The 26,038-nt window shown below is 32.0% G+C and carries 24 protein-coding genes; 17 read left to right on the forward strand and 7 right to left on the reverse strand.

What is annotated here, in order from left to right:
- The first annotated feature begins 167 nt into the window (after positions 1-167).
- The 9 genes from B3R94_RS09710 to B3R94_RS09750 all read left to right on the forward strand — a co-directional run bounded on the left by B3R94_RS09710 (position 168) and on the right by B3R94_RS09750 (position 10,439).
- The gene (locus B3R94_RS09710) at positions 168-764 is read left to right on the forward strand and encodes a thymidine kinase (RefSeq protein ID WP_280050819.1); all 597 of its coding nucleotides are present in this window, start codon (positions 168-170) and stop codon (positions 762-764) included.
- Positions 751-3,216, forward strand: coding sequence for a bifunctional UDP-N-acetylmuramoyl-tripeptide:D-alanyl-D-alanine ligase/alanine racemase (locus tag B3R94_RS09715; protein WP_291100441.1), 2,466 nt, complete (start codon positions 751-753; stop codon positions 3,214-3,216). The genes B3R94_RS09710 and B3R94_RS09715 overlap by 14 nt, the downstream gene beginning before the upstream one ends.
- A gap of 56 nt (positions 3,217-3,272) precedes the next feature.
- Positions 3,273-3,551, forward strand: a complete 279-nt coding sequence (locus B3R94_RS09720) for a DUF7683 domain-containing protein (RefSeq protein WP_291100444.1) — start codon at positions 3,273-3,275, stop codon at positions 3,549-3,551.
- Positions 3,552-3,653: 102 nt separating this feature from the next.
- Positions 3,654-5,819, forward strand: a complete 2,166-nt coding sequence (locus B3R94_RS09725) for a patatin-like phospholipase family protein (RefSeq protein WP_291100446.1) — start codon at positions 3,654-3,656, stop codon at positions 5,817-5,819.
- Between the two features lie 4 nt (positions 5,820-5,823).
- The gene (ybeY, locus tag B3R94_RS09730; RefSeq protein WP_286478541.1) at positions 5,824-6,249 is read left to right on the forward strand and encodes an rRNA maturation RNase YbeY; all 426 of its coding nucleotides are present in this window, start codon (positions 5,824-5,826) and stop codon (positions 6,247-6,249) included.
- Positions 6,250-6,302: 53 nt separating this feature from the next.
- Positions 6,303-8,174, forward strand: a complete 1,872-nt coding sequence (mnmG, locus tag B3R94_RS09735; protein WP_185096036.1) for a tRNA uridine-5-carboxymethylaminomethyl(34) synthesis enzyme MnmG — start codon at positions 6,303-6,305, stop codon at positions 8,172-8,174.
- Between the two features lies 1 nt (position 8,175).
- Complete coding sequence (locus B3R94_RS09740; protein ID WP_291100454.1) at positions 8,176-9,069, forward strand: class I SAM-dependent methyltransferase; 894 nt, start codon at positions 8,176-8,178, stop codon at positions 9,067-9,069.
- A gap of 126 nt (positions 9,070-9,195) precedes the next feature.
- On the forward strand, positions 9,196-9,711 hold the full coding sequence (locus B3R94_RS09745; protein ID WP_291073191.1) for a lipocalin family protein: 516 nt from the start codon (positions 9,196-9,198) through the stop codon (positions 9,709-9,711).
- 26 nt (positions 9,712-9,737) lie between these two features.
- On the forward strand, positions 9,738-10,439 hold the full coding sequence (locus B3R94_RS09750; RefSeq protein WP_291100456.1) for an OmpA family protein: 702 nt from the start codon (positions 9,738-9,740) through the stop codon (positions 10,437-10,439).
- A 71-nt stretch (positions 10,440-10,510) separates the two neighbouring features.
- Here the strand turns inward: B3R94_RS09750 and B3R94_RS09755 are convergent, their stop codons facing one another.
- Together B3R94_RS09755 and B3R94_RS09760 are read right to left on the reverse strand one after the other, a co-directional pair.
- The gene (locus B3R94_RS09755; protein ID WP_291066135.1) at positions 10,511-11,602 is read right to left on the reverse strand and encodes a hypothetical protein; all 1,092 of its coding nucleotides are present in this window, start codon (positions 11,600-11,602) and stop codon (positions 10,511-10,513) included.
- Between the two features lie 154 nt (positions 11,603-11,756).
- Positions 11,757-12,470 (reverse strand): pirin family protein, encoded by a 714-nt coding sequence (locus B3R94_RS09760; protein WP_291100460.1) that lies wholly within the window; start codon positions 12,468-12,470, stop codon positions 11,757-11,759.
- Positions 12,471-12,806: 336 nt separating this feature from the next.
- Here B3R94_RS09760 and B3R94_RS09765 point away from each other — a divergent pair, with 336 nt between their 5' ends.
- Positions 12,807-13,520, forward strand: a complete 714-nt coding sequence (locus B3R94_RS09765) for a class I SAM-dependent methyltransferase (protein ID WP_286476298.1) — start codon at positions 12,807-12,809, stop codon at positions 13,518-13,520.
- A 20-nt stretch (positions 13,521-13,540) separates the two neighbouring features.
- Here the strand turns inward: B3R94_RS09765 and B3R94_RS09770 are convergent, their stop codons facing one another.
- Together B3R94_RS09770 and B3R94_RS09775 are read right to left on the reverse strand one after the other, a co-directional pair.
- Entirely contained in the window at positions 13,541-14,494 is a 954-nt protein-coding gene (locus B3R94_RS09770; protein WP_280045938.1) for a 2-hydroxyacid dehydrogenase, read from the reverse strand.
- A gap of 157 nt (positions 14,495-14,651) precedes the next feature.
- The gene (locus tag B3R94_RS09775; protein ID WP_125349113.1) at positions 14,652-15,524 is read right to left on the reverse strand and encodes a diacylglycerol/lipid kinase family protein; all 873 of its coding nucleotides are present in this window, start codon (positions 15,522-15,524) and stop codon (positions 14,652-14,654) included.
- A 111-nt stretch (positions 15,525-15,635) separates the two neighbouring features.
- Here B3R94_RS09775 and B3R94_RS09780 point away from each other — a divergent pair, with 111 nt between their 5' ends.
- From B3R94_RS09780 to B3R94_RS09805, 6 genes are all read left to right on the forward strand, one after another.
- A complete protein-coding gene (locus B3R94_RS09780; protein WP_038336207.1) occupies positions 15,636-16,064 on the forward strand; it encodes a SufE family protein in 429 nt (142 codons plus the stop codon).
- A gap of 29 nt (positions 16,065-16,093) precedes the next feature.
- Positions 16,094-17,944: a monovalent cation:proton antiporter-2 (CPA2) family protein gene (locus B3R94_RS09785; RefSeq protein ID WP_291100464.1), complete on the forward strand. Its 1,851-nt coding sequence runs from the start codon at positions 16,094-16,096 to the stop codon at positions 17,942-17,944.
- Positions 17,925-18,929, forward strand: a complete 1,005-nt coding sequence (locus tag B3R94_RS09790) for a glycosyltransferase family 9 protein (RefSeq protein WP_291100468.1) — start codon at positions 17,925-17,927, stop codon at positions 18,927-18,929. The genes B3R94_RS09785 and B3R94_RS09790 overlap by 20 nt, the downstream gene beginning before the upstream one ends.
- Positions 18,930-18,986: 57 nt before the next feature.
- Positions 18,987-20,039 carry an alkaline phosphatase family protein gene (locus B3R94_RS09795; RefSeq protein WP_291100471.1) on the forward strand — a complete coding sequence of 351 codons (1,053 nt, stop codon included), beginning with the start codon at positions 18,987-18,989 and terminating at the stop codon, positions 20,037-20,039.
- 76 nt (positions 20,040-20,115) lie between these two features.
- Entirely contained in the window at positions 20,116-20,409 is a 294-nt protein-coding gene (locus B3R94_RS09800; RefSeq protein WP_038336201.1) for a type II toxin-antitoxin system HigB family toxin, read from the forward strand.
- Between the two features lie 4 nt (positions 20,410-20,413).
- Positions 20,414-20,773: a helix-turn-helix domain-containing protein gene (locus B3R94_RS09805; RefSeq protein WP_038336230.1), complete on the forward strand. Its 360-nt coding sequence runs from the start codon at positions 20,414-20,416 to the stop codon at positions 20,771-20,773.
- A 39-nt stretch (positions 20,774-20,812) separates the two neighbouring features.
- Here the strand turns inward: B3R94_RS09805 and B3R94_RS09810 are convergent, their stop codons facing one another.
- Positions 20,813-21,496 carry a LysE family translocator gene (locus tag B3R94_RS09810; protein WP_180905536.1) on the reverse strand — a complete coding sequence of 228 codons (684 nt, stop codon included), beginning with the start codon at positions 21,494-21,496 and terminating at the stop codon, positions 20,813-20,815.
- A 41-nt stretch (positions 21,497-21,537) separates the two neighbouring features.
- Positions 21,538-23,697 (reverse strand): ribonuclease R, encoded by a 2,160-nt coding sequence (gene rnr, locus B3R94_RS09815; RefSeq protein ID WP_291071704.1) that lies wholly within the window; start codon positions 23,695-23,697, stop codon positions 21,538-21,540.
- A gap of 278 nt (positions 23,698-23,975) precedes the next feature.
- Between rnr and B3R94_RS09820 the strand changes: the two genes are divergently transcribed.
- Positions 23,976-24,773 (forward strand): glycosyltransferase family 25 protein, encoded by a 798-nt coding sequence (locus B3R94_RS09820; RefSeq protein ID WP_114998610.1) that lies wholly within the window; start codon positions 23,976-23,978, stop codon positions 24,771-24,773.
- Positions 24,774-24,906: 133 nt separating this feature from the next.
- Here the strand turns inward: B3R94_RS09820 and asnA are convergent, their stop codons facing one another.
- On the reverse strand, positions 24,907-25,911 hold the full coding sequence (asnA, locus tag B3R94_RS09825; RefSeq protein ID WP_280050807.1) for an aspartate--ammonia ligase: 1,005 nt from the start codon (positions 25,909-25,911) through the stop codon (positions 24,907-24,909).
- Positions 25,912-26,038 lie beyond the last annotated feature (127 nt).

Below are 26,038 nucleotides of genomic sequence, written 5' to 3' on the forward strand. Positions count from 1 at the left end.
TTTTTAGGGAAGATTACAGAGGCAAAATAAAAGTAAGTTAAGCACGCTATACATCTACACTAAAGCTCATCTAAAGTTTCAAGATGAGCTTTAATCTACTTTTTACTTCTTTCATCTAATTTATTCCGTAAATTTGTTCTCACATTTTAATCTAAATTATTTGAACTATGTTCCTCGAAAATACCTTTAATCATAACAAAAAAAGTGGATGGATAGAAGTCATCTGTGGCTCAATGTTTTCTGGTAAAACCGAAGAACTTATACGCCGTCTAAAACGTGCCGAATTTGCCAAACAACGTGTGGAAATCTTCAAACCTACGGTAGATACGCGTTATGCAGACCGCGAAGTCGTTTCACACAATCAAAATTCTATTACATCAACGCCAGTTGAGTATTCTTCAGCAATTTTATTATTGGCTGATGATTGCGATGTGGTAGGGATTGATGAAGCACAATTTTTTGATGAAGGAATTGTAGACGTAGCCAATCAATTGGCAAACGAAGGCAAACGCGTTATTGTTGCTGGTTTGGATATGGATTTCAAAGGTCGTCCTTTTGGTCCAATGCCCAATTTAATGGCGACTGCCGAGTATGTAACAAAAGTGCATGCAATCTGCGTTCGTACAGGAAATTTAGCCAATTATTCGCACCGAAAAATTGACAGTGATCGTCTTGTAGAACTTGGCGAAGTACTAGAATATGAACCATTAAGCCGAGTTGCTTTCTGGGAAGAACATAACAAACATAAAGTTGAAAACTTATAATCTAAATCAAATTGCAAGTATCATCAACGGTACTTTGATTGGAAATGGAGACGAAATCATCAATCAAATTTTCTTTGATTCGCGCATGATTGTCAATCCAATTCACGGAATTTTCTTTGCTTTTCACGGAAACCAAAAAGACGGACATTTGTTTTTGCAAGATGCTTATCAAAGAGGAATTCGAAATTTTGTCGTAGAAAAAGCGTTGACAAATTTGCCTCATGCAAATTTTATCGAGGTTGAAAATCCGCTACTTGCTTTGCAAAATTGGGCAAAAATTCATCGCAAACAATTTCATTTTCCTGTGATCGGAATTACCGGTTCCAATGGAAAAACGATTGTCAAAGAGTGGTTGAATCAATTGTTATGGAAAAAATTCTCGATTGTTCGTAGTCCAAAAAGTTACAATTCTCAATTCGGAGCAGCACTTTCTGTTTTGCAAATGGAGGAGAAAAACGATTTGGGTATTTTCGAAGCGGGAATTTCGATGCCAAATGAAATGCAAAATCTCGAAGAAATTATTCAACCAACAATTGGTGTGTTGACAAAAATCGGAGAAGCGCATTTAGAGAAGTTCAAAAATCAAGATGAATTGATTCATGAAAAATTGAAACTATTTTCTCATGTTGATAAATTAGTTTTCAATATCGAAAATGAAAAAGTACATCAAGCGATTCTTGAAAATCCACATTTAGCTAAAATTGATAAATTCACATATGGTTATTCAGATTTGTCCACTGTGCAAATCAAGCAAATCATCAGTAATCAGACAAATACACAAATTTCTATTTTACATAATCAAGAAGAATTCACCTATTCGATTCCTTTTATCGATGATGCTTCGATTAAAAATAGTTTAATTTGCTTAACGACTTTAATTAGTTTAAATATTGATTATAAACAACTTAAAAACGAATTTAGTCAACTTCTACCAATCGAAATGCGTTTGGAAATTAAAGAAGCGATTAATCATTCAATTTTAATTAATGATACATTCAATTCTGATCTAAATTCATTAAAAATTGGTCTAAATGTGTTAAATCAACAACCACGCGACAAAAAATCGTTGGTGTTGACGGATATTTTACAAAGTAACTTATCTGACCACGATTTATATCAACAAGCAGCCAATTTAGTCAACCCTTATCATTTTGATGAGATAGTTTTAATTGGAGAAAAAATTTCTCAGTTCAAACATTTATTTGAATCCTATGTTCGTTCATTCAATTCGACTGAAGAATTCTTAGAGCAGTTCCGTCATCAAAACGTCGACAACGAAGCTATTTTATTAAAAGGCGCTCGTCCGTTCAAATTAGAAAAAATTTCGAGTGAATTAGAAACACGTTCCAACGATTCTGTTCTTGAAATTAATTTGCAACACCTGATCGAAAATATAAATGTGTACCGCTCATTGCTAAAACCTACCACAAAATTGATGTGCATGGTAAAAGCGAATAGTTATGGAACAGGAAGTTTTGAGGTAGCAAATACCTTACAAAATAACGGTGTCGATTTCTTAGGCGTTGCGATTGCAGATGAAGGAAAAGAATTGCGCGAAGCTGGAATTACCATTCCAATTATCGTCATGAACCCGGAACAAAGTAGTTACTCTACTGTTATCGATTATCAATTGGAACCAGAGATCTATAGTTTACGTGTTTTGAAATTATTCATTCAGAAACTACAAGAAAAACAAATTTCTTCACCTTATCCAATTCACCTAAAAATGGAAACGGGTATGAATCGTCTTGGCTTTCACGAAGATGATTTCGAAGAGCTAATTGCTATTCTAAAAGATAATTCGCATGTCTATGTTCGCTCTATTTTCACGCATTTAGCAACTGCTGATATGCCTGAGGAGGAAGATTATGCGAGATACCAATTGAATCGTTTTGACAATAGTTATGCGGCAATTACAACTGCGTTAAACATAAAACCAATCAAACATGCGTTAAATTCTCCTGGAATCGTGGCGTATGGAGAGCATCAATATGACATGGTTCGTTTAGGAATCGGAATGTATGGCTACTCTGAATATACCGATTTTATGGAGAAATATTTGAAACCTGTTGTGCGTTTCAAAACGGTAATTTCTCAGATTTCAGAGATAGAAAAAGGCGAAACTGTAAGTTACGGTCGTCGTTTTACAGCCGAGCGTCATACCAAAATTGCAACTTTACCTGTTGGTTATGCAGACGGAATTCGTCGTTCGCTTGGTTACGGAAAAGGAAAAGTGGGTATTAACGGACATTTGGCTACAATTACCGGAACCATTTGTATGGATATGATGATGGTTGATGTTGCCGATATTCCATGTAAAGAAGGTGACGAAGTGACTATTTTTGGAAACTCGCCAACTTTAGCTAACGTTACCGAATGGTTAGGAACAATTCCTTATGAAGTCTTAACTTCGGTTTCCCAACGTATAAAACGCGTTTATTACAAAGAATAATTTATTGAAAGAGTTACAGAAAAGTAGCTCTTTTTTTGTAATTTAAAAAAAAATAAATGGATAAAATAATTAGATTAATTGAAGAGTATAATAATTCTGACGATTCTCTGAACAATGAATTCGAATTAGAAATAACATCTGAACAGATTCTTTTTTATTTAAATGATTTTATCTTAAATGAGGATGATTATCCAACAGAAATTTATGATTCATATCCACTTTCTGTTTCACAAATAGAAAAACTAAAGCCTTTTCTAAAACTAAATAAAGCTTTTTCTGCAGACTTTTCGAAATTTTCATATTATTTAAGTTGTTATGAAAATAATGTAGAATAGGTTAAACAATTCTACAACTTAGATTCAAAATTGCTATCTTTATTCCTCAATTTAGATCAATTTATGCGCAGTCTTTTTGCTTTCATTTTCATTATTTCAACCATGACCTTTGCACAAGAAACAAAGAACGATTCAACGCGTCTAAAAGTGGGTGTTGTATTGAGTGGCGGCGGAGCAAAAGGTTATGCACATGTTGGCGCTTTGAAGAAAATTGAAGAAGCAGGAATCAAAATTGATTACATCGGAGGTACAAGTATGGGCGCAATTATCGGCGGATTATATGCAGCTGGATATACACCTGACGAGCTTGAGAAAATCATGCATCAATTGGACATTTCTTCGCTGATTACGCAAAATAAAGATCGTGCAGAAATTCCTTTTTTCGAGAAAGCATACAAAGAAAAATACATCTTAGAATTACCTTTTGATAAGTTCAAATTAACGATTCCAAATGCCATTTCAAAAGGTCAAGGTCCGCTTGATTTATTGACTTATTTATTGCGTCCAGTTCATGATATTGATGATTTCAATAAACTTCCAACGCCTTTTGTTTGTATTGGAACTGATCTCGAAACTGGAGAAGAAAAAGTCTTTCGTTCAGGATTTTTACCTCGCGTTATTTTGGCTTCGGGCGCTTATCCAACAATGTTAGATCCTGTCACAATTGATGGTAAAATATATGTTGATGGCGGCGTTGTCAACAATTTCCCTGTGAAAGAAGTGAAAGATATGGGGGCTGATATTATTATCGGTGTCGAATTGGGTGATGGTTTACAAAAACGTGATGATCTAAATTCTGCTATTGATATTTTGAGTCAAATTATGACGATGAGTATCGTTAAAAAAACCAATGAGCAGAAAAAACTAGTCGATTTATTGATTAAACCAGAGCTTAAAGAATACGCAGTTACAAGCTTTGATGAAGTAGATTCTATTTACAATCGCGGACTTATTGCTTCGGAAAAAGTATATGATCAACTCAAAGAAATTGCGAAAAAACAGCATGCTTCCAATAAAACTCGAAACGAAATTAAACTTGATGATTATGTTTTGGTGAAAGAAATTGAAGTAGAAGGATTGAAGAATTTCAACACAAATTACATCGAAGGTAAGCTAGGGATTCGTACTCCTGAAATTATAAAATATGATGATTTAAAAGCTGGAATTTCTAAACTGTATGCTTCTGGAAACTTTAATAATATTACGTATAAAATCTCAGAAATTAACGATGAAGAGAATTTATTGACATTAAAAGTTCAAGAAAATAAGACCAAACAATCAATCCGTTTTGGATTACATTACGATGATTTATTCAAAACAGGATTACTTTTAAACTTCACTTCAAAGAATTTATTTGTCAAAAACTCGGTGCTATCTGCTGATGTTGTGGTTGGAGATTATGCGCGATATAACATCAATTTTTTCATTGATAATGGTTATTTTCCAAGTATTGGTTTCAACTCTTTTTCGCATTATTTCGACAAAGAAATTGATTTAAGAAACTTCTTTGGTCAAGATAATATCTACAAAAAAGTAAATTATAACTTTAGAGAATACATCAATCAACTCTATATTCAATCCACGATTAAAGAAAAATTTGCGATTGGCGTTGGATTAGAGCATCAATACACAAAAGTTTTCACAAATAATTTTATTGCTTCTAATGAAGAATTTCCAGCAAAATCCGAAGGTTATTATTGGAAAGCGTATGGATATATTAAAGCAGATAATCGAAATAATGCAAATTTTGCGCGTAGTGGTTTAAAATTTGATGGAAGCTTTAAGTATTTGTTTGATTCTAATGTAACTGGATTTGAAAATAACTATTTGTTAGAATCGAGTTTAGAGGCAAATTTTCCGTTAAATAATTTCCTAAGTTACAGATTTACTGCTAACTTTGGAACCTTTTTCAACGATAATGTAACAATGCCTCAGAAGTTTTATATCGGAGGTTATGTTGAACAAGATTTTTTCAATTATACCAAGTTTTATGGGCTTCCTTTTGGCTCTGCGATTGGCGACAATCAATTGCTTTTTGGCTCTCATATCCAAGCTCGAATTTTGAAAAATCATTATGCAAGTCTATTTATGAATATAGCAAATATCACAGATAGATTTGAGCAATTAAGTTTAACAGATTACAAATATCTTGGGTATGGCGTTACCTATGGCTACGATAGTCCATTAGGACCTTTAAATTTCATTTGGAGTTATTTGCCTTACACAAAAAAAGGATTATTTAATTTAAGTTTAGGTTACTGGTTTTAGAACAATGATAGAAATATTTTACGAAACAGATTTTGAGCTAAAAGATGCTCAAACTTGGATAGATTGGATCGTAGAGAGTATGAAGAATGAAGGGAAAACAATAGAAGATTTAAACTATATTTTCTGTGATGACGAATACTTACTTCAAATTAATCGACAATATTTAGACCACGATTATTACACAGATGTTATCGGTTTCGATAATTCTATTGAAGACGAATTGATGGGTGATATTTTTATTAGCGTCGAACGAATCAAAGATAATGCAGAGCAAAATGGTGTTTCTTTTGAGGACGAATTGGCTCGTGTTGTTATCCACGGAATATTACATTTTGCTGGTTATATGGACAAAGAACCAGATGACAAAGAATTGATGACTGCTAAAGAAAATCAATATTTAGAAACATTTAGTAGCTATCTAAATCAATAATGTTCCACGTGGAACATTTATTATTTTAACAAGAAAAATAAGTTTACAATCAAATGATATTTCAATCAGAATATGATGTAATTGTAGTTGGTGGTGGTCACGCAGGTGCAGAAGCAACAGCGGCAGCAGCCAATTTAGGAGCAAAAACGCTTCTTGTTACAATGAACTTACAAACAATCGGACAAATGTCTTGTAATCCTGCTATGGGTGGAATAGCAAAAGGACAAATTGTTCGCGAGATTGACGCTTTAGGTGGATACTCTGGTATTATTACCGACAAAACTGCAATTCAATTCAAGATGCTGAATCAATCAAAAGGTCCAGCGATGTGGTCACCACGAGCGCAATCAGACCGTATGCGTTTTGCAGAAGAATGGCGTTTATCTTTAGAGAGAACAGAGAATGTTGACTTCTTCCAAGATATGGTGAAAAACTTAATCATAGAAAATGGTAAAGTTTGTGGAGTAATTACAGCCATGGGAATGAAAATTCGTTCTAAATCTGTTGTTCTTACAAATGGTACTTTCTTGAATGGTTTGATTCATATTGGAGAAAAACAATTTGGAGGTGGACGCATGGGAGAATCTGCTGCTTTTGGAATTACGGAACAATTGGTTGATTTAGGTTTCGAAGCTGGAAGAATGAAAACAGGAACTCCTCCTCGTGTAGATGGTCGTTCTATCGATTATACGAAAATGGTTGAGCAACCAGGTGATGAAAATCCTTCGAAATTCTCTTACACAAATACGCCAAAATTAACAAAACAACGTTCTTGTTGGATTACCTATACGAATCAAGAAGTTCACGATTTATTGCGCGAAGGTTTTGATCGTTCTCCAATGTTTAACGGAACAATTAAATCGACTGGACCAAGATATTGTCCATCTATCGAAGATAAAATTAATCGTTTTGCAGACAAAGATCGTCATCAGATTTTTGCAGAACCAGAAGGTTGGCATACGATGGAATTTTATATAAATGGATTCTCAACATCTTTGCCTGATGATATTCAAGCAAGAGCTTTACGTTCTGTTCCAGGTTTTGAAAATGCTAAAATTTTACGTCCTGGATATGCCATCGAATATGATTATTTTCCACCAACACAATTAAAACATACGTTAGAAACTAAACTAATTGATAACTTATATTGTGCTGGTCAAATTAACGGAACTACAGGTTATGAAGAAGCTGCTTCTCAAGGCTTGATGGCGGGTATAAATGCTGTGTTGAAAATTCAAGGAAAGGATCCATTTATCTTAAATCGTAATGAAGCGTATATAGGAGTTTTAATCGACGATTTAATTACAAAAGGTACAGAAGAACCGTATCGTATGTTTACGTCTCGTGCAGAATATCGAATCTTATTGAGACAAGATAATGCTGATGAACGTTTGACAAGAAAAAGTTTTGAGCTTGGTTTAGCTTCAGAAGATCGCTTGAGAAGGATGGAAGAAAAATTTGATAAAGCTGAAAAGCTTGTTAATTATTTCGAAGAAAATTCTATCAAGCCACAAGAGATAAATGATGTAATTGAAGAGCGCGAAGGAACACCTTTGAAACAACCAAACAAAATGATTTCGGTTATTTCTCGTCCTGAATTAAAGCTTTCTGACTTCACAAAATTGAATCGTGTGAAAGAGTTTATTGAAACGAATGAATACGATCAAGAAGAATTAGAGCAAACAGAAATTCAGATCAAATACAAAGGCTATATTAAGAAAGAACAACAGAATGCAGATAAATTGCATCGTCTGGAAAATCTAAAAATTCCAGCTGATATAGATTATCATGTTTTTGGATCGATGTCAATAGAAGCTCGTCAAAAATTAACAAAAATAAAACCTGCAACGGTAGCACAAGCATCAAGAATTAGTGGTGTATCGCCAGCAGATATAAGTGTATTATTAATTTACATGGGAAGATAATATGGAAAATGTTCCACGTGAAACATCTCAAGAAAATCCTTCAAAAGAAGGATTTTCTGGTATTAAGAAATTAGATTTAAAAGATTATTTTTTAACAGGAGAAAAATTTGAGATTTACGAAGATTCAGAAACCGAAGTTTTGTACACTCTCCCCCAGCCTATCGAAAATTTAGGAAAGTATTACGAAAGTAAAAATTACATTTCCCATACCGATGCAAAGAAATCAATTTTCGAACGATTTTATCAAATGGCAAAATCAATCAATCTAAATAATAAATTAGAATTGATTAATAAAGTTGGCAATGGTAAAAAGATTCTAGATTATGGTTGTGGTGTTGGAGATTTTTTAGAGCATCTACAAAAAAATGGTTACGATGTTTTAGGAATGGAACCAAATGATTCGGCAAGAAGAATTGCGCAATCAAAAGTTGGAATCGAAAAAGTCACTTCTACAGAATTAGAACAGAATACAGAAAAGTATGATGTGATTACCTTGTGGCATGTTCTAGAACATATCCCTAATCTGAAAGAAATAATTACAGAACTAAAGAAACATTTAACAAAAAGTGGTATCTTAGTAGTAGCTGTCCCGAACCACCAATCATATGATGCTAAATATTATGGTAAATATTGGGCAGCTTATGATGTACCAAGACATCTTTGGCACTTCTCTGATAAAAGTATGAGTAATTTACTTAGTAACTTTGGTATGAAAATTGATAAGATTAGTCCAATGAAACTTGACGCATTTTATGTGAGTTTACTTTCAGAGAAATACAAGGGAAATAAATTTGGTTACTTTAATGCAATAAAAGTTGCTTTAAAGTCAAATTATTTAGCTAAAAATAATGGACAGTATTCATCTTTAATCTATATTATTAAAGCTGAAAATTAAAATAAGCGTTTTTAAAGAATGATTATCTAATCAGATGTATTAGAAGTCGTTTTTTTTCTAAAACTTTATTAAATCTAATTTATAGAAGCCGTTTTTTAAGATTAATAATAGATAAAATAAATAGCTATGAAAAAAAGTATTTTATTATTTGGGATATGCGCTTCAGCATTTTTAACTTCTTGTGCATCTACAACCGTTGCAAAACAAGAAATACAAACAGGTAAAGAAGTGAGAGGTGCATGGACTTTGACAAATGTAGACTACCAAGGTTTAACAACCAACGAGGTACAAGGTAATGTAAAAGTTACTGTTGCAGTTGCGAAAGTTTTTGACACAGCAAACCCAGAATGTTATGAAGGTTCTACATGGAACTTAGTTCAAAACAACAAAAAAGGAACATATACATTTAATAACGCTGGCGGAGATTGCCCTTCAGGAACAGCAAATATTATTTGGGATTTACAACAAGATGGTTCTACAACTTACTTTATCTTCAAAGATGTAACCGGAATCAAAGCAAAACAAAATACAGCAGGATATAAAATGCGTGTAGATTATGTTGATGCAAATTCGATGAAATTGGTACAAGATATCAATGCAAACGGAAAAATTGCACAAGTGATTTATAACTTCGTACGTTAATCAACAATTTAAAAAACTTAGAAATTATGAAAAAAATAAATACTAAAATAGCCGCAATTGTATTAGGAGGATCATTTATGATGTCTTCTTGTACAGCTGTACAAAATGCAAATAATACACAAAAAGGTGCTGGTATTGGTGCTGTAGCTGGTGGTGTTATTGGAGGAATCTTAGGTAATAATATCGGTAAAGGTGGTAACACTGCTTTAGGTGCTGTAATTGGTGCTGCTGTAGGTGGAGCTGCTGGTGGTGTTATTGGTAACAACATGGATAAACAAGCGCAAAAAATTGAGCAAGTTTTACCAGGTGCAGAAGTTGTAAGAACGGAAGAAGGGATTAACTTAATTTTAGATGAAAACTCTAAAGTTACTTTTGATTACAACAAAGCTTCTTTAACTGCTGTTGCTAAATCTAACTTAGATAAATTAGTAGAAGTTTTCAATGAATATCCTGATACAGATTTATTAATCGTTGGGCACACTGATAACGTAGGTTCTCAATCTTATAATAAACCACTTTCTGAACAAAGAGCACAATCTGTAAAAGATTATTTAATTTCGAAAGGAATTGCATCTTCTCGTCTAACATCTACTGGAAAAGGTTTAGAAGAGCCAATTGCTGATAATACAACTGCAGAAGGACGTGCTCAAAACCGTCGTGTAGAAATTGCGATTACAGCTAACGAAAAAATGAAAGCGGACGCTGCTAAAGAAGCTAACGGACAATAATTCATTTCAATATAAAACAAGAAAAGCGTTCAGAATCTGAACGCTTTTTTTATGTTTAATAAGTTTGAGAATTATTTAAAATTAACCACAAACCATTTATTATTGATCTTTTCTAAAGTCACTTGATACGTCTTAGATGATTGGTCTTTTAAATTTGCATTCACTTCAACCAATGCAACTTTTTCATCTGCATCTAACACTTTTGCATCATTAATTGTTGCTTGCTCTAAATTCTTAATTGATTCATCAGAAGAAAATTTTTGGAAAGTATTCCATTCGCCACTTCTTGTCAACGCAAAAGCACCAGAATAATTTTTCTTTGATAAATTTGTCATAAAACGATTCGAAAGAGATTTTACCATTCCAGCTTCTTTACTTACATGTGCAGGCGTACTTTCAACCAAAAGAGAATCTACAACCTCAGCAGCACCAACTAAATTCAACGGAACTTTTATCGCTTTACGATTCGTTAAATATCGTTCAGAATTCGGAATTCGAACCAAAATATCTAATCGATCACTCTTAATTTTAGAAGCATCTAATGACGAATATTTAATATTAATTGTATTTTTTCTGTACAAATCATCCATAGAATTTGGATCAATTGTAGAACGAAATGTGTACACAATACTACCTGAATTAAACACTTCTATCGTTGCCGTTACAGCTTTATCCAACTGAATTTCCTCTCCTTGTGCATTGTAGAAAAAAGGAGAAATTGAGATTCCTGTATCATCTTGTTTTAAACTAAAATCGAAACGTTGTACATTAGAAGTCGGTTCAGCAGGCGTTTCTACAGTTTCAATTGCACCTGATTTTGGAATTCCATTCACCAAAGGAACTTGATTTCTATTCCATGTAAATTTATTTTGTAACGCGACTTTTTCAGCAATATCAAAAACCTCATCTACCGTTTTTCCATCTAACAACGTACGCACAATTCCCCAACGCGATTCATTATCCATTGATTGACTTGTGTTATACTCGAAAATAATCTGTAAAGCTTCCTTAAATTTATCTTGTTGCATAACAGGCAAAGCCTTCGAAATTTTGTCTACCGTTTCACTAAAAGTTTGTGCAGATGTAGAATCAATTTCAATGTTATCATTTTTACAACTGATAATCATTAAAGCGAAAGAAGCAATGATGAATAAACGTTTCATATAGTATAGATTAAGTACGTTTTGAGTTAAAGTTATATAAGCAGTAAATATACTAAATACTTGTATTGATAATGCTATTTTTTTTAACAAAAAAAGCAGACTCCATTTCTGAAATCTGCTCTATATATAAAACAACTAAAACTTGAAAAAATTTCTAAATATCCATAGGAACTTCGATTAACATCAAGCGAGAATCTTTGACTACATTAAACGAAAACTCGTTTGTATCTTTAATCTCGATGACATCTCTACGTCCTAATTTGTTTCCGTCAAATTCTACTTCTCCTTCCACAACCATAAAGAAAACACCATTTCCTTCTTTTTGTACTTTGAATGTTTCTTGTTTATCTTCTGTATAATTTCCTAAGAAAATCCACGCATCTTGATGAATCCAAACTCCTTGATCATCTGCATTTGGAGAAAGAACTTGGTACAATTCGTTCTCTTTTGCTACATCACGAACAGAAATTTGTTGATAACGAGGCTCAACATTCATTTTATTTGGAATAATCCAAATCTGAAAAAAGTGTCCTTCTTGATCTTCATAAGCATTCATTTCGCTATGAAAAACACCTGTACCAGCGCTCATTACTTGTACATCTCCAGACTCAATTACAGAACCTGTTCCCATTGAATCTTCGTGCGAAATTCCTCCTTTTGTAGGAATTGTAATAATTTCCATATTATCATGAGGATGTTTTCCAAATCCCATTCCTCCAGTAATTATATCATCATTTACAACGCGCAAAGCACCAAAATGAATACGTGCTGGATCGTAATAATTTGCAAAACTATAAGAATGTTTAGAGTTTAACCATCCGTGATTTCCTCCTCCTCTTGATTCTGATTTAAATATTTGGTAATTCATAGTAATTTATTTTTATACAAATTTAGGGTGCAAAAAAAACTTATCTATTGACATGTGATAAGTTATCAATTAACACACCAAGATGAAGAATAAAACTTTTTTTAAATTATTAATAAAATGTTAAAAATAATTTATATTTTAGCATTCAGTTAACACATGAGACATATATATGCTATCAATTTCAGGCGAATCGACATTTAATGTTATACTTTGGATTCTACTCCAAATCGTTCTTGTTATTATAGTAGCAGTTATTTTGTATAAAGTTTACAAAAAACTTACAAAATGAAAAAAGGTTCCGAAATTTCGGAACCTTTTTAGTTAAAACTAATCGATATGAATGATATTTACGATCCAACCTTTGTAAAAAAACTCTTTAATAAAATGTCAAATTCATACGAAAGAATGAACTATATAACTTCTTTTGGTTTTTCAATTATTTGGAGAAAACAATTTATCAAAGCATTAAATAAAAAAGAATCGAAAATTAAAGTAATTGATTTACTATCAGGATTAGGCGAAAATTGGTCTTATTTAAAAAATAGATTTCCAAACGCAGAATTTTATGCCTTAGATTTTTCAGAAGAAATGGTTGAGAAATCAAGAAAAAAAGGTAAAATAATTTTCCAAAATAAGATAGAAATCTTTCAAGATGATATTTTAAAAAATGAATTAAAATCAGAAGAATTTGATATTATCACGTGTGCTTTTGGTTTGAAAACTTTCAATGAATCTCAAATTGATTTATTAGCGAAACAAGTTTATCGAATGTTAAAAAAAGAAGGACAATTTACATTTATAGAAATATCAAAACCTCAAAATAGTATACTCTATTTCTTATATTCTTTTTACTTAGGTAAAATAATTCCTATTCTTGGCAAACTATTTTTGGGAAATCCAGATGATTATAAAATGTTATGGTTGTACACCAAAAAATTTGAATCATGTAAAAAAGTAGAAGCGATTTTTAAGAAAAATAATTTAAATGTTCAATACAAAGAATACTTTTTTGGATGCGCTTCTGGAATTTATGGAGCAAAAAAAGCTTAGATAATTCTAAGCTTTAGTTATTATTGATTATCCTTCCAATCTATTATTTTATCACGGATAAATTCTGCTAATTTCACTTTACTTTGATGTGTCCAACCAGCAATATGTGGTGCTAAAACAACATTATCTGCTTGAATTAAATACTGAAATTCTTCTGGTAATTCAGATGCAACTAATTTCTCGAAACTCGATTTTTCAAATTCTAAAACATCTAAAGCAGCGCCTAAAATTTTTCCTGTTTTAATTGCTTCGACCAAATCTTTTGTTACAACAGATTTTCCACGAGCTGTATTCACAAAATAAAATGGTTTTTTGAAGTTAGAAATAAATTCTGCATTAATCATTTGCATCGTTTCCGGCGTTTGTGGCGTATGTAAACTTACAACATCAGCTTGCTCAAAAAATTCTTCTAACGAAACTTGTTTCGCAAATTCATTTCCTTTGTTTGGCAAAATATCATAGCAAATCACATTGACTTCAAAGCCTTGTAAGCGTCTCGCAAAAGCATTTCCCATGTTTCCGTAACCAATAATTCCAACCGTTTTTCCTTTCAATTCATCTCCACGATTTTCTTCGCGTTTCCAAATTCCATTACGAACTTCGTTATCAGCTCTACGCAAATGATGCATCAACATCAACAACATACCAATCGCATGTTCACCAACAGAATCACGGTTTCCTTCGGGAGAATTAAATAAAACAATGTTATTTTCGGCAGCAAACTCTTCGTCAATATTCTCCAAGCCTGCCCCTACTCTACCAATAAACTTTAAATTCGTTGCTTTTGCCAAAAAATCTTTATCAATTGGAAATCTACTCCTTACAATCATTCCATCATATTCATTGATCTTTTGTTCGATGATTTCTTTGGGCGAAGTATAATCTTCATCAACAATAAAACCTACTTCGCGAAGTCCATTATTCAGACATTCATGATTAGAATCGATTGCTAAAATTTTATAAGGCGTATTCATTGCAAAAATTTTAATCAAAGTTACAACGAATGCGAAGATTAATAAATAAATTGATGATGAAATTGGTTACAAACAAATCGTTTATAACTACGTTAATAACATTTTAATTGATTGAAAATGTACAATTTATATTGTTAATTAAATAGATAATTAAGGTTTAAAAAATGATTTTTAAAGCATTTGGTAATACCTTAACTTTTACTTGAAGTGAATCGGTTTTATGAATCTCTCCATCAAGCTGATACGTAATCGGATTATGATCTAAACTTTCAATCTTAAATTTCTTAACTTTTCGATACTTTGCTTTGTTCAAAAAATCAATCTTTTTGGCTAAAACCAATACCGAAAAATAAAACTGCTCGAAAACATCTAAATCTTCTATCATCAATAAATCCAATTCACCATCAGACAAATCAGCTTTGGGTGTAAAAGAGATCCCATAACCAGCAATGTTAGAATTAGAACAGAAAAGATAATAAAAACTCTTCTCGATAATTACATCATCTATATAAAGACGAAACAATTTCGATTTATAATTCAACAAGGTTTTCACAGAAGCATCAACATATCCAGTAATCGTACGCTTTTGATTCTCTTCATACGTTTTGATGACTTCTGCATCAATCCCAAAACCTAAATTGCTAAAAAAATACTTGTCCTCTACTCTACCAACATCAATTTTGTGAATAGCATTTGATTTGATAATTTCAATCGCTTTGTTAGCATCTTTCGGAATATTAAGATTTGTTGCCAAACCATTTCCAGATCCAGCAGGAATTATTCCTAACGGAATATTTTTTTTCACCAAAGCACTCGCCACTTCATTGATTGTCCCATCACCACCACATGCTACAATCACATCCGAATTTTCTGCAATCGCCTCCTTCACCAATTCTTTTGCATGAAATTGATAAGCAGTTTCTTTCAAAACGATTTCGTCTGAAGAATCAAATTTTGATTGTAAAAAATCGAGTGAAATATCGTGTTTTGCGTTTCCAGAATTTGGATTAACAATGAAAGTGTACTTCATTTTTTGGGAATTGAAATTTATCAAAACACAAAAATAAGAAATCTAAAAGAATCAAGCTATTTAACGTCTTTTTTTGAGGAAAAACTATCAAAAACTTTCTAACTTTGTAGTATGAAAATTAAAGAAATTCAAAACGAAATAGTAGACGAATTCTCATTTTTTGAAGATTGGGAACAACGCTACGAATATTTAATCGAGTTAGGAAAAAGTTTAAATACTTTACCAGAAGAAGCAAAAACAGATGATAAAATCATCAAGGGTTGTCAATCTTCTGTTTGGTTAGATGCAGAATTAGACGGTGATACAATCGAATTTAAAGCTGACTCTAATGCTATTTTACCAAAAGGAATTGCGGCATTATTGGTGAGAATGTACAATCATCAAACGCCAAAAGATATTTTAGAATCGGATACAGATTTTATCAACGAAATTGGTTTATCAGAATTTTTATCTCCAACACGTGCAAACGGATTATTGGCGATGATAAAACAATTCAAATTTTATGCGATTGCATTTCAATCAAAACAAAATAATAGTTAGACGCATCATCTAATCAACCTTATAAAATAATGAACGACTTTTTAGGCCAAGCATTTATTTTTCTTTTTTCCGCTGTAATCTGCGTTCCTATTTCCAAAAAATTAGGAATGGGTTCGGTTTTGGGTTACTTAATTGCAGGAGTTTTAATTGGACCTTATGTGCTGAAATTTGTTGGCAATGACGGAACAGACATTATGCACGCCACAGAATTTGGTGTAGTAATGATGCTTTTTTTGGTCGGATTAGAACTTGATCCAAAGGAATTCTGGAAGATGAAAAATAAAATCATCAACCTTGGGGGAATGCAAGTTTTGGGAACGATAATTATTGCAACTTTAGTCGGAATGTTTGCCTTGAAAATGGATTTTTCTTTGGCTGTTTCTATAGCTTTTGCAATAACCATGTCTTCAACAGCCATTATTATGCAAACACTTAGCGAAAAAGGGTTGACCAAAACAAGTATAGGAAAATCAACTTTTTCAGTCTTGTTGTTTCAAGATATTATGGTAATTCCGATCTTGGCAATTGTCCCACTTTTAGTCGGAGATTCTTTGATTCAGTCCATTGGAGATGATTCTAAAAGTTTGTTAGTTGGTGGACCAGCGTTCATGAAAACCTTAGTTATTATTGGTGCAATAACATTTATTTACGTAATTGCAAAGTACATTATTACACCTTATTTTAAGTATGTTGGACAATTACAAGTTCGAGAAATTTACACCGCTTCTGCCCTACTTTTAGTGATTGGAGTTTCAATTTTAATGCAAAAAGTTGGAATTTCTCCTGCTTTGGGAGCATTTATCGCAGGTGTTGTTTTAGCGAATAATGAATATAAACATCAATTAGAAAGTGATATAGAGCCGTTCAAATCATTATTATTAGGAATCTTTTTTATTGCAGTTGGATCGACGATTAACTTCAAATTAATTGCAGATAAACCTTTTATGATTCTTGGATTAACATTTGGAATAATGTTGATAAAATCATTGGTTTTATGGTTAATCGGAATCAAACATAAATTCGATTTTGATCAAAAATGGTTGTTTATTTTACTTTTATCACAAGTCGGAGAATTTGCTTTTGTTATCTTATCATTGACTCGAAATTTAGATATTCTAAACAAAGAATGGTACGATTTGATGTTAGCAACAACAGCGATAACAATGGTGATTACGCCATTACTTTTAGTCTTAAATGAAAAATTAATTCTAAAATATTTTGGAGTTAAAACGAGAGTTAAACCTATTATTGAAAACGATAAAATCACTCCACATTCAGCTGAAGGTGAAATTATTATTGCTGGTTTCGGTGATTTTGGAAATACAATTAGTCGTGTGTTGAAAAGCACTGGTATCAAATCGATTGTTTTGGATAACGATAGCGAGCGTGTAGAGAAAATGCGCAAGCAGGGTTTTAATGTTTTTTATGGCGATGCAACAAATGTGAACTTACTAAAATCGGCTGGTGCGGAGCATGCAAAATATTTTGTAGCAGCTTTGGATCCGCCAGAAATCAATCAAAAATTGGTGTATATTGTTCGTAAAAACTTTCCGAATCTCGAAATTATTGTTCGTGCAAATAATCGTAGTTATGCGTATAATTATTTGAAAGATGGTATAGACGAAGTTTATCGAGAAAACTTTTTCTCATCTGTTTACGTTGGTAGACAAATCTTGATGAAATATGGTTTTTCACCTGAAGAAGCGTCTAAAATTGGGGAAATTTTCATAAAAAGTGACCGAAAATCGTTGCGTAAAATTGCAAAACATGCCGAAAATTCTGATCAATATTTTGAAGCATCTAAGCAAGAATTTGAAAAGCAAATGAAAATGGTTGCAAAAGAAATTAACAATAGGAATAATGGAGAAAACGAATCATAAAAAACTATTAGTTTTACGTTTTTCTGCTTTGGGGGATGTTACAATGATTGCTCCTGTTTTACAAGAGTTTATTGAACAAAATCCTAACATCGAAGTTTATGTTGCTTCGCGCCCTTTTATGGGAAATATTTTCAAGCAATTTCCTCAAATCAAATTTATTTCGGTTGATTTGAACAAAGACTACAAAAGCTTTTTTAGCTTGTTCAAATTATACAAAGAATTAAAACAATATAATTTTGATTATGTAGCTGATTTTCACAACGTAATCCGATCAAAAGTAATTACAACTCTATTCAAACTTAACGGAACAGAAACGGCTACTTTAGATAAAGGTCGTGAGGAGAAAAAAGCTTTAGTCAATCAAAAAAATCGCGTTTTTAAGCAATTAAAATTAACAACTGAACGCTATGCTGATGTTTTACGTCAACTTGGTTTTAACGTCAATTTAAAGCATAAAATCGAACCAAAATCGATTAAGGAACCAAAATCAATTGGAATTGCTCCTTTTGCAGCCTTCACAAGTAAAATGTATCCAATCGAAAAGATGAAAATCGTAGCGACGAAATTAGCTAAAAATGGACACAAAATTTATTTGTTTGGCGGTGGTAAAGCTGAAATTGATGAATTAAAAACATGGGAAAATTTCAATCCAAACATCAAATCTTTAGCTGGAACAATCTCTTTTGAAGAAGAATTACAAGCAATTGCTAAATTAGAAGTAATGATTTCTATGGATAGCGCAAATATGCATTTAGCTTCGTTGATGGGAACGCGCACGATTTCTATTTGGGGCGGAACGCATCCATTTGCTGGATTTTTGGGTTATGGACAATCTATGAATGATGTAATACAAGACGAAACGATGAAAATTCGTCCAACTTCTATCTTTGGAAAAGATCCAAAAAAGTTTCAAAATTATGATTATTTTCAAAATTTGAGTGCCGAAGATGTTTATCAACAAATCGTCAATAAATTAGAAAAATAATACTTTTAAAAGCATCATATCGATGCTTTTCCTATTTTTATAAGAAATTATAATCACATGAAGTATACATTTCTTATTCTTGCCTTATTCTCAAATTTTTTATTTGCTCAAGAACCGAAAGTTATTTTGGTTACGCTGGATGGTGTTCGTTGGAAAGAAGTTTTCCGAGGAGTTGAAAAATCAATTTTAAATGATAAAAAATACAACTCACTTATTGTTCAAACTAATGAAAAATATTGGACAGAAGATTCTATAAAACGTCGCGAATTATTGATGCCATTTACGTGGAAAACGATTAAAGACAAAGGAGTTATTTTAGGAAATCGTGATGAACAAAACTTTGTTAATTTGACCAACAAAAGATTATGGTCTTATCCTGGATACAACGAAATTATTACAGGAAAAGCTGATGATGAGCGAATTAAAAATAACAAAGATATTCCGAATCCTAATGTTTCAGTTTTTGAAATTGCAAATCAACAAAAGAATTTAAACAATAAAGTAATGGCTTTTGGAAGCTGGAGAATGTATACAAATATTTTCAATCAAGAACGTTCTAAATTGTTTGTAAATGCTGGATATCAAGATAGTTTTAATCAAAACAAATCTGAACGAGAATTGCTTATCGAACGTTTTCAATTAGAAACACCAAAACAATGGTGGGCAACAAGATTTGATATTTTTACGCACGAATTTGCGTTAGAAGCGATGAAAAATCAAAAGCCAAAATTACTTTTTATTGGTTATGGAGAAGCTGATGATTTTGGACATGATGAAGATTACGATCAATATATTACTTCAATAAACCGCAATGATAGAATGATTGAGGAATTATGGAATTATGTACAAAGCGATCCATTCTATAAAGATCAAACAACTATTATTGTAACAACTGATCACGGACGTGGAAATGGAAGACAATGGTCAGAACATTATGATGAAATTCCTGGATCGGACGAAGGTTTTATTTTGATGATTGGAAACAGAATTAATCCTAAAAATTTCAAACAAAACCAAACTTATCTCAATCAAATTGCCTCTACTATTGCTGATTTGATGAAAGTAAAAACATGGAATTATAAAGATTCTGGAAAATCTCTTTTGAAGTAAATAATTTCAAAAATTAATTCAAACAAAAGTTCCCGTTTTGGGAATTTTTTATTTAATTTTGTATAAACAAATCTAATTGAGAGTTATAGCAAGAAAAATACTCCGAGAATTTTGGGCTAAACATTCAGATTGTGAACAGCAATTGAAAGCGTGGTATCAAGAAGTTGAAAAAGCTAAATGGAATAATCTAAACGAATTAAAATTAGAATATCCCAATGCAAGTATATTAGAGAATAATCGTGTTTGTTTTAATATCAAAGGGAACAATTATCGATTGATTGTAAAAATTAATTTTCCTTATCAAATGGTGTGGATTCGATTTATTGGAACTCATGCTGAATACGATAAAATTAACGCAAATCAAATTTAAAATTATGCATATTAAACCTATAAAAACAGAACAAGATTATGATTTGGCATTAGAACGTTTAGAAATGATTTTTGATGCTGAACCAAATACTGAAGAAGGTGATGAATTAGAAATTCTAAGTATTCTAATTGAAAAATATGAAGAAGAACATTTTCCTATAGAATTTCCTGATCCAATAGAAGCAGTACAATTTAGAATAGAACAATTAGGTTATTCACAAAATGACTTAGCAGAAATAATCGGTTTAAAGAGTAGAGCAAGCGAAATATTGAATAAGAAAAGAAAATTATCGCTTAGTATGATTCGAAAATTAACCGAGAAACTTAATATTCCATCAGAAGTATTAATTCAACCATATGAATAAAAAAACTCCCATCAAAAAATTTGATGGGAGTTTATATTTCTAACTTGTTTGTTCTTGATTAATGAGCTGATTCTCTATTTTTTGATCGATTTCTTTAAAGAATCCGAAACCTTTTAGGATAATGATTAATCCAAAGATTAAAAGACAAATTCCAACTCCTTTTCGTACCATAAATACTTTTTGATCGGTAAAACGTTTTTGAAGTTTTCCTGCCAAAAATATTTTTCCCAAATCTATTACAAAATAGGTGGTCAAAACAACGCCCATATACAGCATAAAATCGCTTGGATTTGGATATTGAATCATAATTGAAGAGACAATTACAAACCAAAAAACAATGACACCGATATTCAACAAATTCATAATGAATCCATTGATAAACGTTCTCAAATAATTGTTGCTTACAAATCCTGCTTCGCCTTCTATATGTAGCTTTGGTTTAGAGAAATACATGAAAATTCCGTAAATCAATACAAAGAAACCTGCAATGATATAAATGCGGTAAAACTTTGGATGATTGGTCACATAATCTGTAAAATCTTTACTTCCGTAATAGGCTGCTGCAATACACAAAATATCAGCTGCAATAACTCCCAAATCTAGGACTACAGCGGTTTTCCAACTTCTACGCAAACTGGTTTCAATAAGTAAGAAAAATACAGGTCCAATAAGAATTGTACTTAACAAAAAACCTATTAGTATGGCCGAAAATATTATTTCCATAACATAATTAAGGTCTGCAAGATAAGTCTAAAATATGAAAATTAAGCATCAACTAATTCAAAATCTAATTGCTTCTTGATTAAATCAGCATTTAAAACTTTGATTCTAACCGGACTTCCTAACTGATATTTAACACGTGTGCGTTTACCTATTAAAGCATGATTTTTTTCGTCAAAAACAAAATGATCACCTTTCATAGCACGAGAACGAATCAAACCTTCGCAACGCGTTTCTGGAATTTCAACAAAGATTCCATAATCTTGTACACCTGTAATAAAAGCATCAAAAGTTTCGCCAACAAATTGCTCCATATATTTTACTTGCATATATTTGATTGACTCTCGTTCTGCTTCTGCAGCAATTTTTTCGCGAGATGAACAATGTTTTGCTTTGTCTTCGTAAACAGCCGCTGCAGGAGATTTTTTACCATCTAAATAATCTTGCAACAAACGGTGCGCAATCATATCTGGATAACGACGAATTGGCGATGTAAAATGCGTGTAGTAATCGAACGCTAAACCGTAATGTCCTATATTCTCTGTTGTATATTTTGCTTTCGCCATTGTTCGCATTGCCAAAGTTTCAACCATATTTTCTTCTGGTTTTCCTTTCACTTCTGCTAACAACTTATTCATAGAATTGATAGTTGTTTTACGATCTCCAATCTCTAATTCATACCCAAATTGGCGAATAAAATTCTTTAAGTCTAATAATTTATCTGGATTTGGATCATCGTGAACACGATAAATATAAGTGTTCGCATTCTCTTTTCCATGTTTATCTAAACTAATGAATTCTGAAACTTTTTTGTTACATAATAGCATGAATTCTTCAATCAATTTATTCGAATCTTTCGAAATTTTGAAGAAAATTCCTTGTGGATTATGCGCTTGATCTAAATCAAATTTTACTTCAACTTTATCAAAATTAACTGCTCCATATTTCATACGTTTTTGGCGCATTGTTTTTGCTAAGCGATCTAAAGTCAGGATTTCATCTTTAAAATCGCCATCTTTTCCTTCGATAATTTCTTGTGCTTCTTCATATGTAAAACGTCTGTCCGAATGCGTTACTGTACGACCAAACCATGTTTTTACAATCTTCGCATTATCATCCATTTCAAAAACTCCCGAAAACGTATATTTATCTTCGTTTGGACGCAAAGAACATGCAACATTCGACAAAACTTCAGGTAACATTGGCACTACTCTATCCACCAAATAAACGGAAGTTGCACGTTTGTATGCTTCTTGCTCGATTAACGAACCTGGACGAACATAATGCGTAACATCAGCAATGTGAACACCGATTTCCCAATTTCCGTTCTCTAATTTTCGAATAGATAAAGCATCATCAAAATCTTTTGCATCTTTCGGGTCGATTGTAAATGTCGTTACATTTCGCATATCTCTACGGCGAGCTGCTTCGGCTTCATCTATCGAAGTATCCAACTGATTTGCTTCCTCTTCTACTTCCTCAGGAAATTGAGCTGGCAAATCGTATTCTAACAAAATCGCATGAATTTCTACATCCGTATCATCTGGACTACCCAAAACTTGCGTGATTTCGCCAAATGGTGAATTAGATCCTTCTGGCCAATTTGTTAATCGAACCACAACTTTTTCTCCTGGTTGAGCATTTTTAATTTTCTCTTTCGGAATAAAGAAATCATGATTACCATTTTGCATCGTTACAAAACCAAAATTTCCGTTCTTTCCTAGCTCGAAAATACCAGTAAATTCAGTTTTATTGCGCTCGATAATTTCTACAATTTCTCCTTCTGCTCTCGATTGATTGGCATGTTTTTTTGGATAAACATATACGCGAACCGTATCGCCCATTAAGGCATTTCTCGTTTTTCCTTTTTGTACAAAGACATCTTGTTCAAGACCATCAATCATAATATAAGCACTCCCTGAAGAAGTCAAATCCGCAATCCCAACCATATAATCATTGGTTGCATTGATTTTGTATTTTCCTCTTTCTACTTCAGAAATCTTCTTGTCAGCTAATAAAACATTCAAATTCTTAATCAATAATTCTGTATCAATTCGATTTGTTAGGTTTAAAGCTGCTGCAATTTGTTTATAATTTAAAGGTTTATTCGGATTTTGAAATAAAACTTCGATGATAGACTTCGTAAACTTTGTTATGTTTTTGTCTTTTTTCGCCTTTGTATTTTTAAAATTTCTTCTTGGCATAATTTGTTTTCTGTCAAATCTCTTCTTGTTTTTTAGAGATTTATTTTAAAATAGTTAATAAATAAACATCTTAATTATTTGATTATCAAATTATTTTTAATAACTATTAATAAGATGTTAATAAACAACATAACCACTGCAAAGGTAATATATCCTTTTTCTAAAATAACAATTTACAGCCAATTCTATGTTATGGAAAGGATAAGATTACTTGTAACGTTTTGATTTATTGCGAAAATTGAGCCAAAAAAACTATTTTTGCATTGATAATTAATTGAATGAAAACTAAACCATTATACCAAACCTACTTGATTAACCTTGATCGAGCTACGGATCGGCTTGAATTGATGCAAAAAGAATTCGAAAAATGTGAGATTACTTACGAAAGAATTTCTGCTGTAGATGCCAAAACTTTGGATTCGTCAACCTATAAAGTAAAAAATAAATATGACCGCGATTTAGTTCCTGGAGAAATTGGTTGTTATTTGAGTCATGTGAAAACGCTAGAAACTTTTTTGGCTTCTGAAAATGATTTTGCTTTAATTATAGAAGATGATGCTATTTTGGTTAATGATTTTAAATCTGCTGTAGAAAAAGCAATGAATCAATATAATGATTTAAAAGTAAAAGATCATTGGGATGTTTTGAAGTTGTTTAATGGAAAACGAAAACATATCAAAATAGCTGATGTTGACCAAAAATATATAATTGCAGCTTGTGGAACGAGTATTCCAATCACAACAATTGCAGCCATTTGGACAAGAAAAGCAGCAGAAAAATTTCTAAATAAAATTAAAACGCCGCTTCCTACAATTCAACGTCCTATTGATTGTGATTTACAGCATGCTTGGGAATTTGATTTGAGAATTTACAACCTTCTTCCATCGCTTGTTAAACCAGCTCCAGTAGAAACGCAAATTCAGATTGATCGCAGTTTAAGAAAGTCTAAATTTCCTCGACAAATTCAATACGAATTGAATCGATTATTTCCTAAATATTTCTATTTAATCAATCATCATGGTTTCAAAAAATTCTATGATAGTTTTATTGCAAAGAAAAACGAACGTATTTCTTAGTTAACAATTATTACACCTATTAAATTGCTTAATTAAACCTAATTAACAAGCTTTATCAACAGTTATAAACAATGTTAATTTCTATATAAGATACAAAAAAAGCAGTTTCAAGACTTTGAAACTGCTTTTTCATTTATAATAATTCGATGCTTTCTTCTTTTAATTTTTCTTTTACTTTTCCGTCCCAAATACTCGCTTGTACTTCACCAATATGTCGAGACTTCAACATAAACATACACATACGCGATTGTCCAATTCCACCTCCAATTGATTCTGTTAACTTGTCATCTAACAACATCGAGTGAAATAATAAATTTTTACGATCCGAAAAATCTCTAATTTCTAATTGTTTGGTCAAAGCTTCTTTATCTACACGAATTCCCATCGAGGATAACTCGAAAGCAGATTCTAAAACAGGGTTCCAAACTAAAATATCACCATTAAGACCTCTAAAACCAGCACTGTTTTCTGTACTCCAATCGTCATAATCAGCAGCACGTGCATCGTGTAATTCTCCATTACTCAATTCTCCTCCAATTCCGTAAATAAAAACAGCTCCAAATTCTTTACAAATTGCATTTTCTCTTTCTTTCGGCGTAAGAGTTGGATATTTCTGTAATAAATCTTCAGACGAAATAAATGTAATTTGTTCTGGTAAAACAGCTTTCAATTGTGGATATTTTGCTTCTACATTTTGCTCCGTTTTTTTAATAACTTCATAAATCGATTTTACTGTCGAAAAAAGATAATCCAATTGGCGATCTTGCGGCACAATTACTTTTTCCCAATCCCATTGATCCACATAAATAGAGTGAATTGGCGAATAATCTTCGTCTGGACGCAAAGCGCGCATATCTGTTATAATTCCTTCGCCTGGCTCAATTTCTAATTCTTTCAAACGAATACGTTTCCATTTTGCCAAAGAATGTACAACTACCGCATTTTTATCATTCAAAGATTTTATAGGGAATTTTACAGGTCTTTCGATACTATTCAAATCATCATTAATACCTGTTCCATCCAAAACTACCAATGGTCCAGAAACTGGAATAATGTTTAATTCTTTTTGTAATCCTTTCGAAAATTCTTCTTTTACAAAAGAGATTGCTTGTTCTCTACGTAATAATGCTCTGCTCATCTTTTTAATCTTTAAATGATTTGTTTTTTTAACTGATGTAAAAGTAGAACAGCTAAAATCAATAAATATACTATTGACTTAAATTGGTTTAAAAATATTTAATTTTAAATATAAAATATTGTTTATA

Origin of the sequence: Empedobacter sp. UBA7611 (assembly GCF_002484365.1) — a bacterium.
Lineage (GTDB): Bacteria > Bacteroidota > Bacteroidia > Flavobacteriales > Weeksellaceae > Empedobacter > Empedobacter falsenii_B.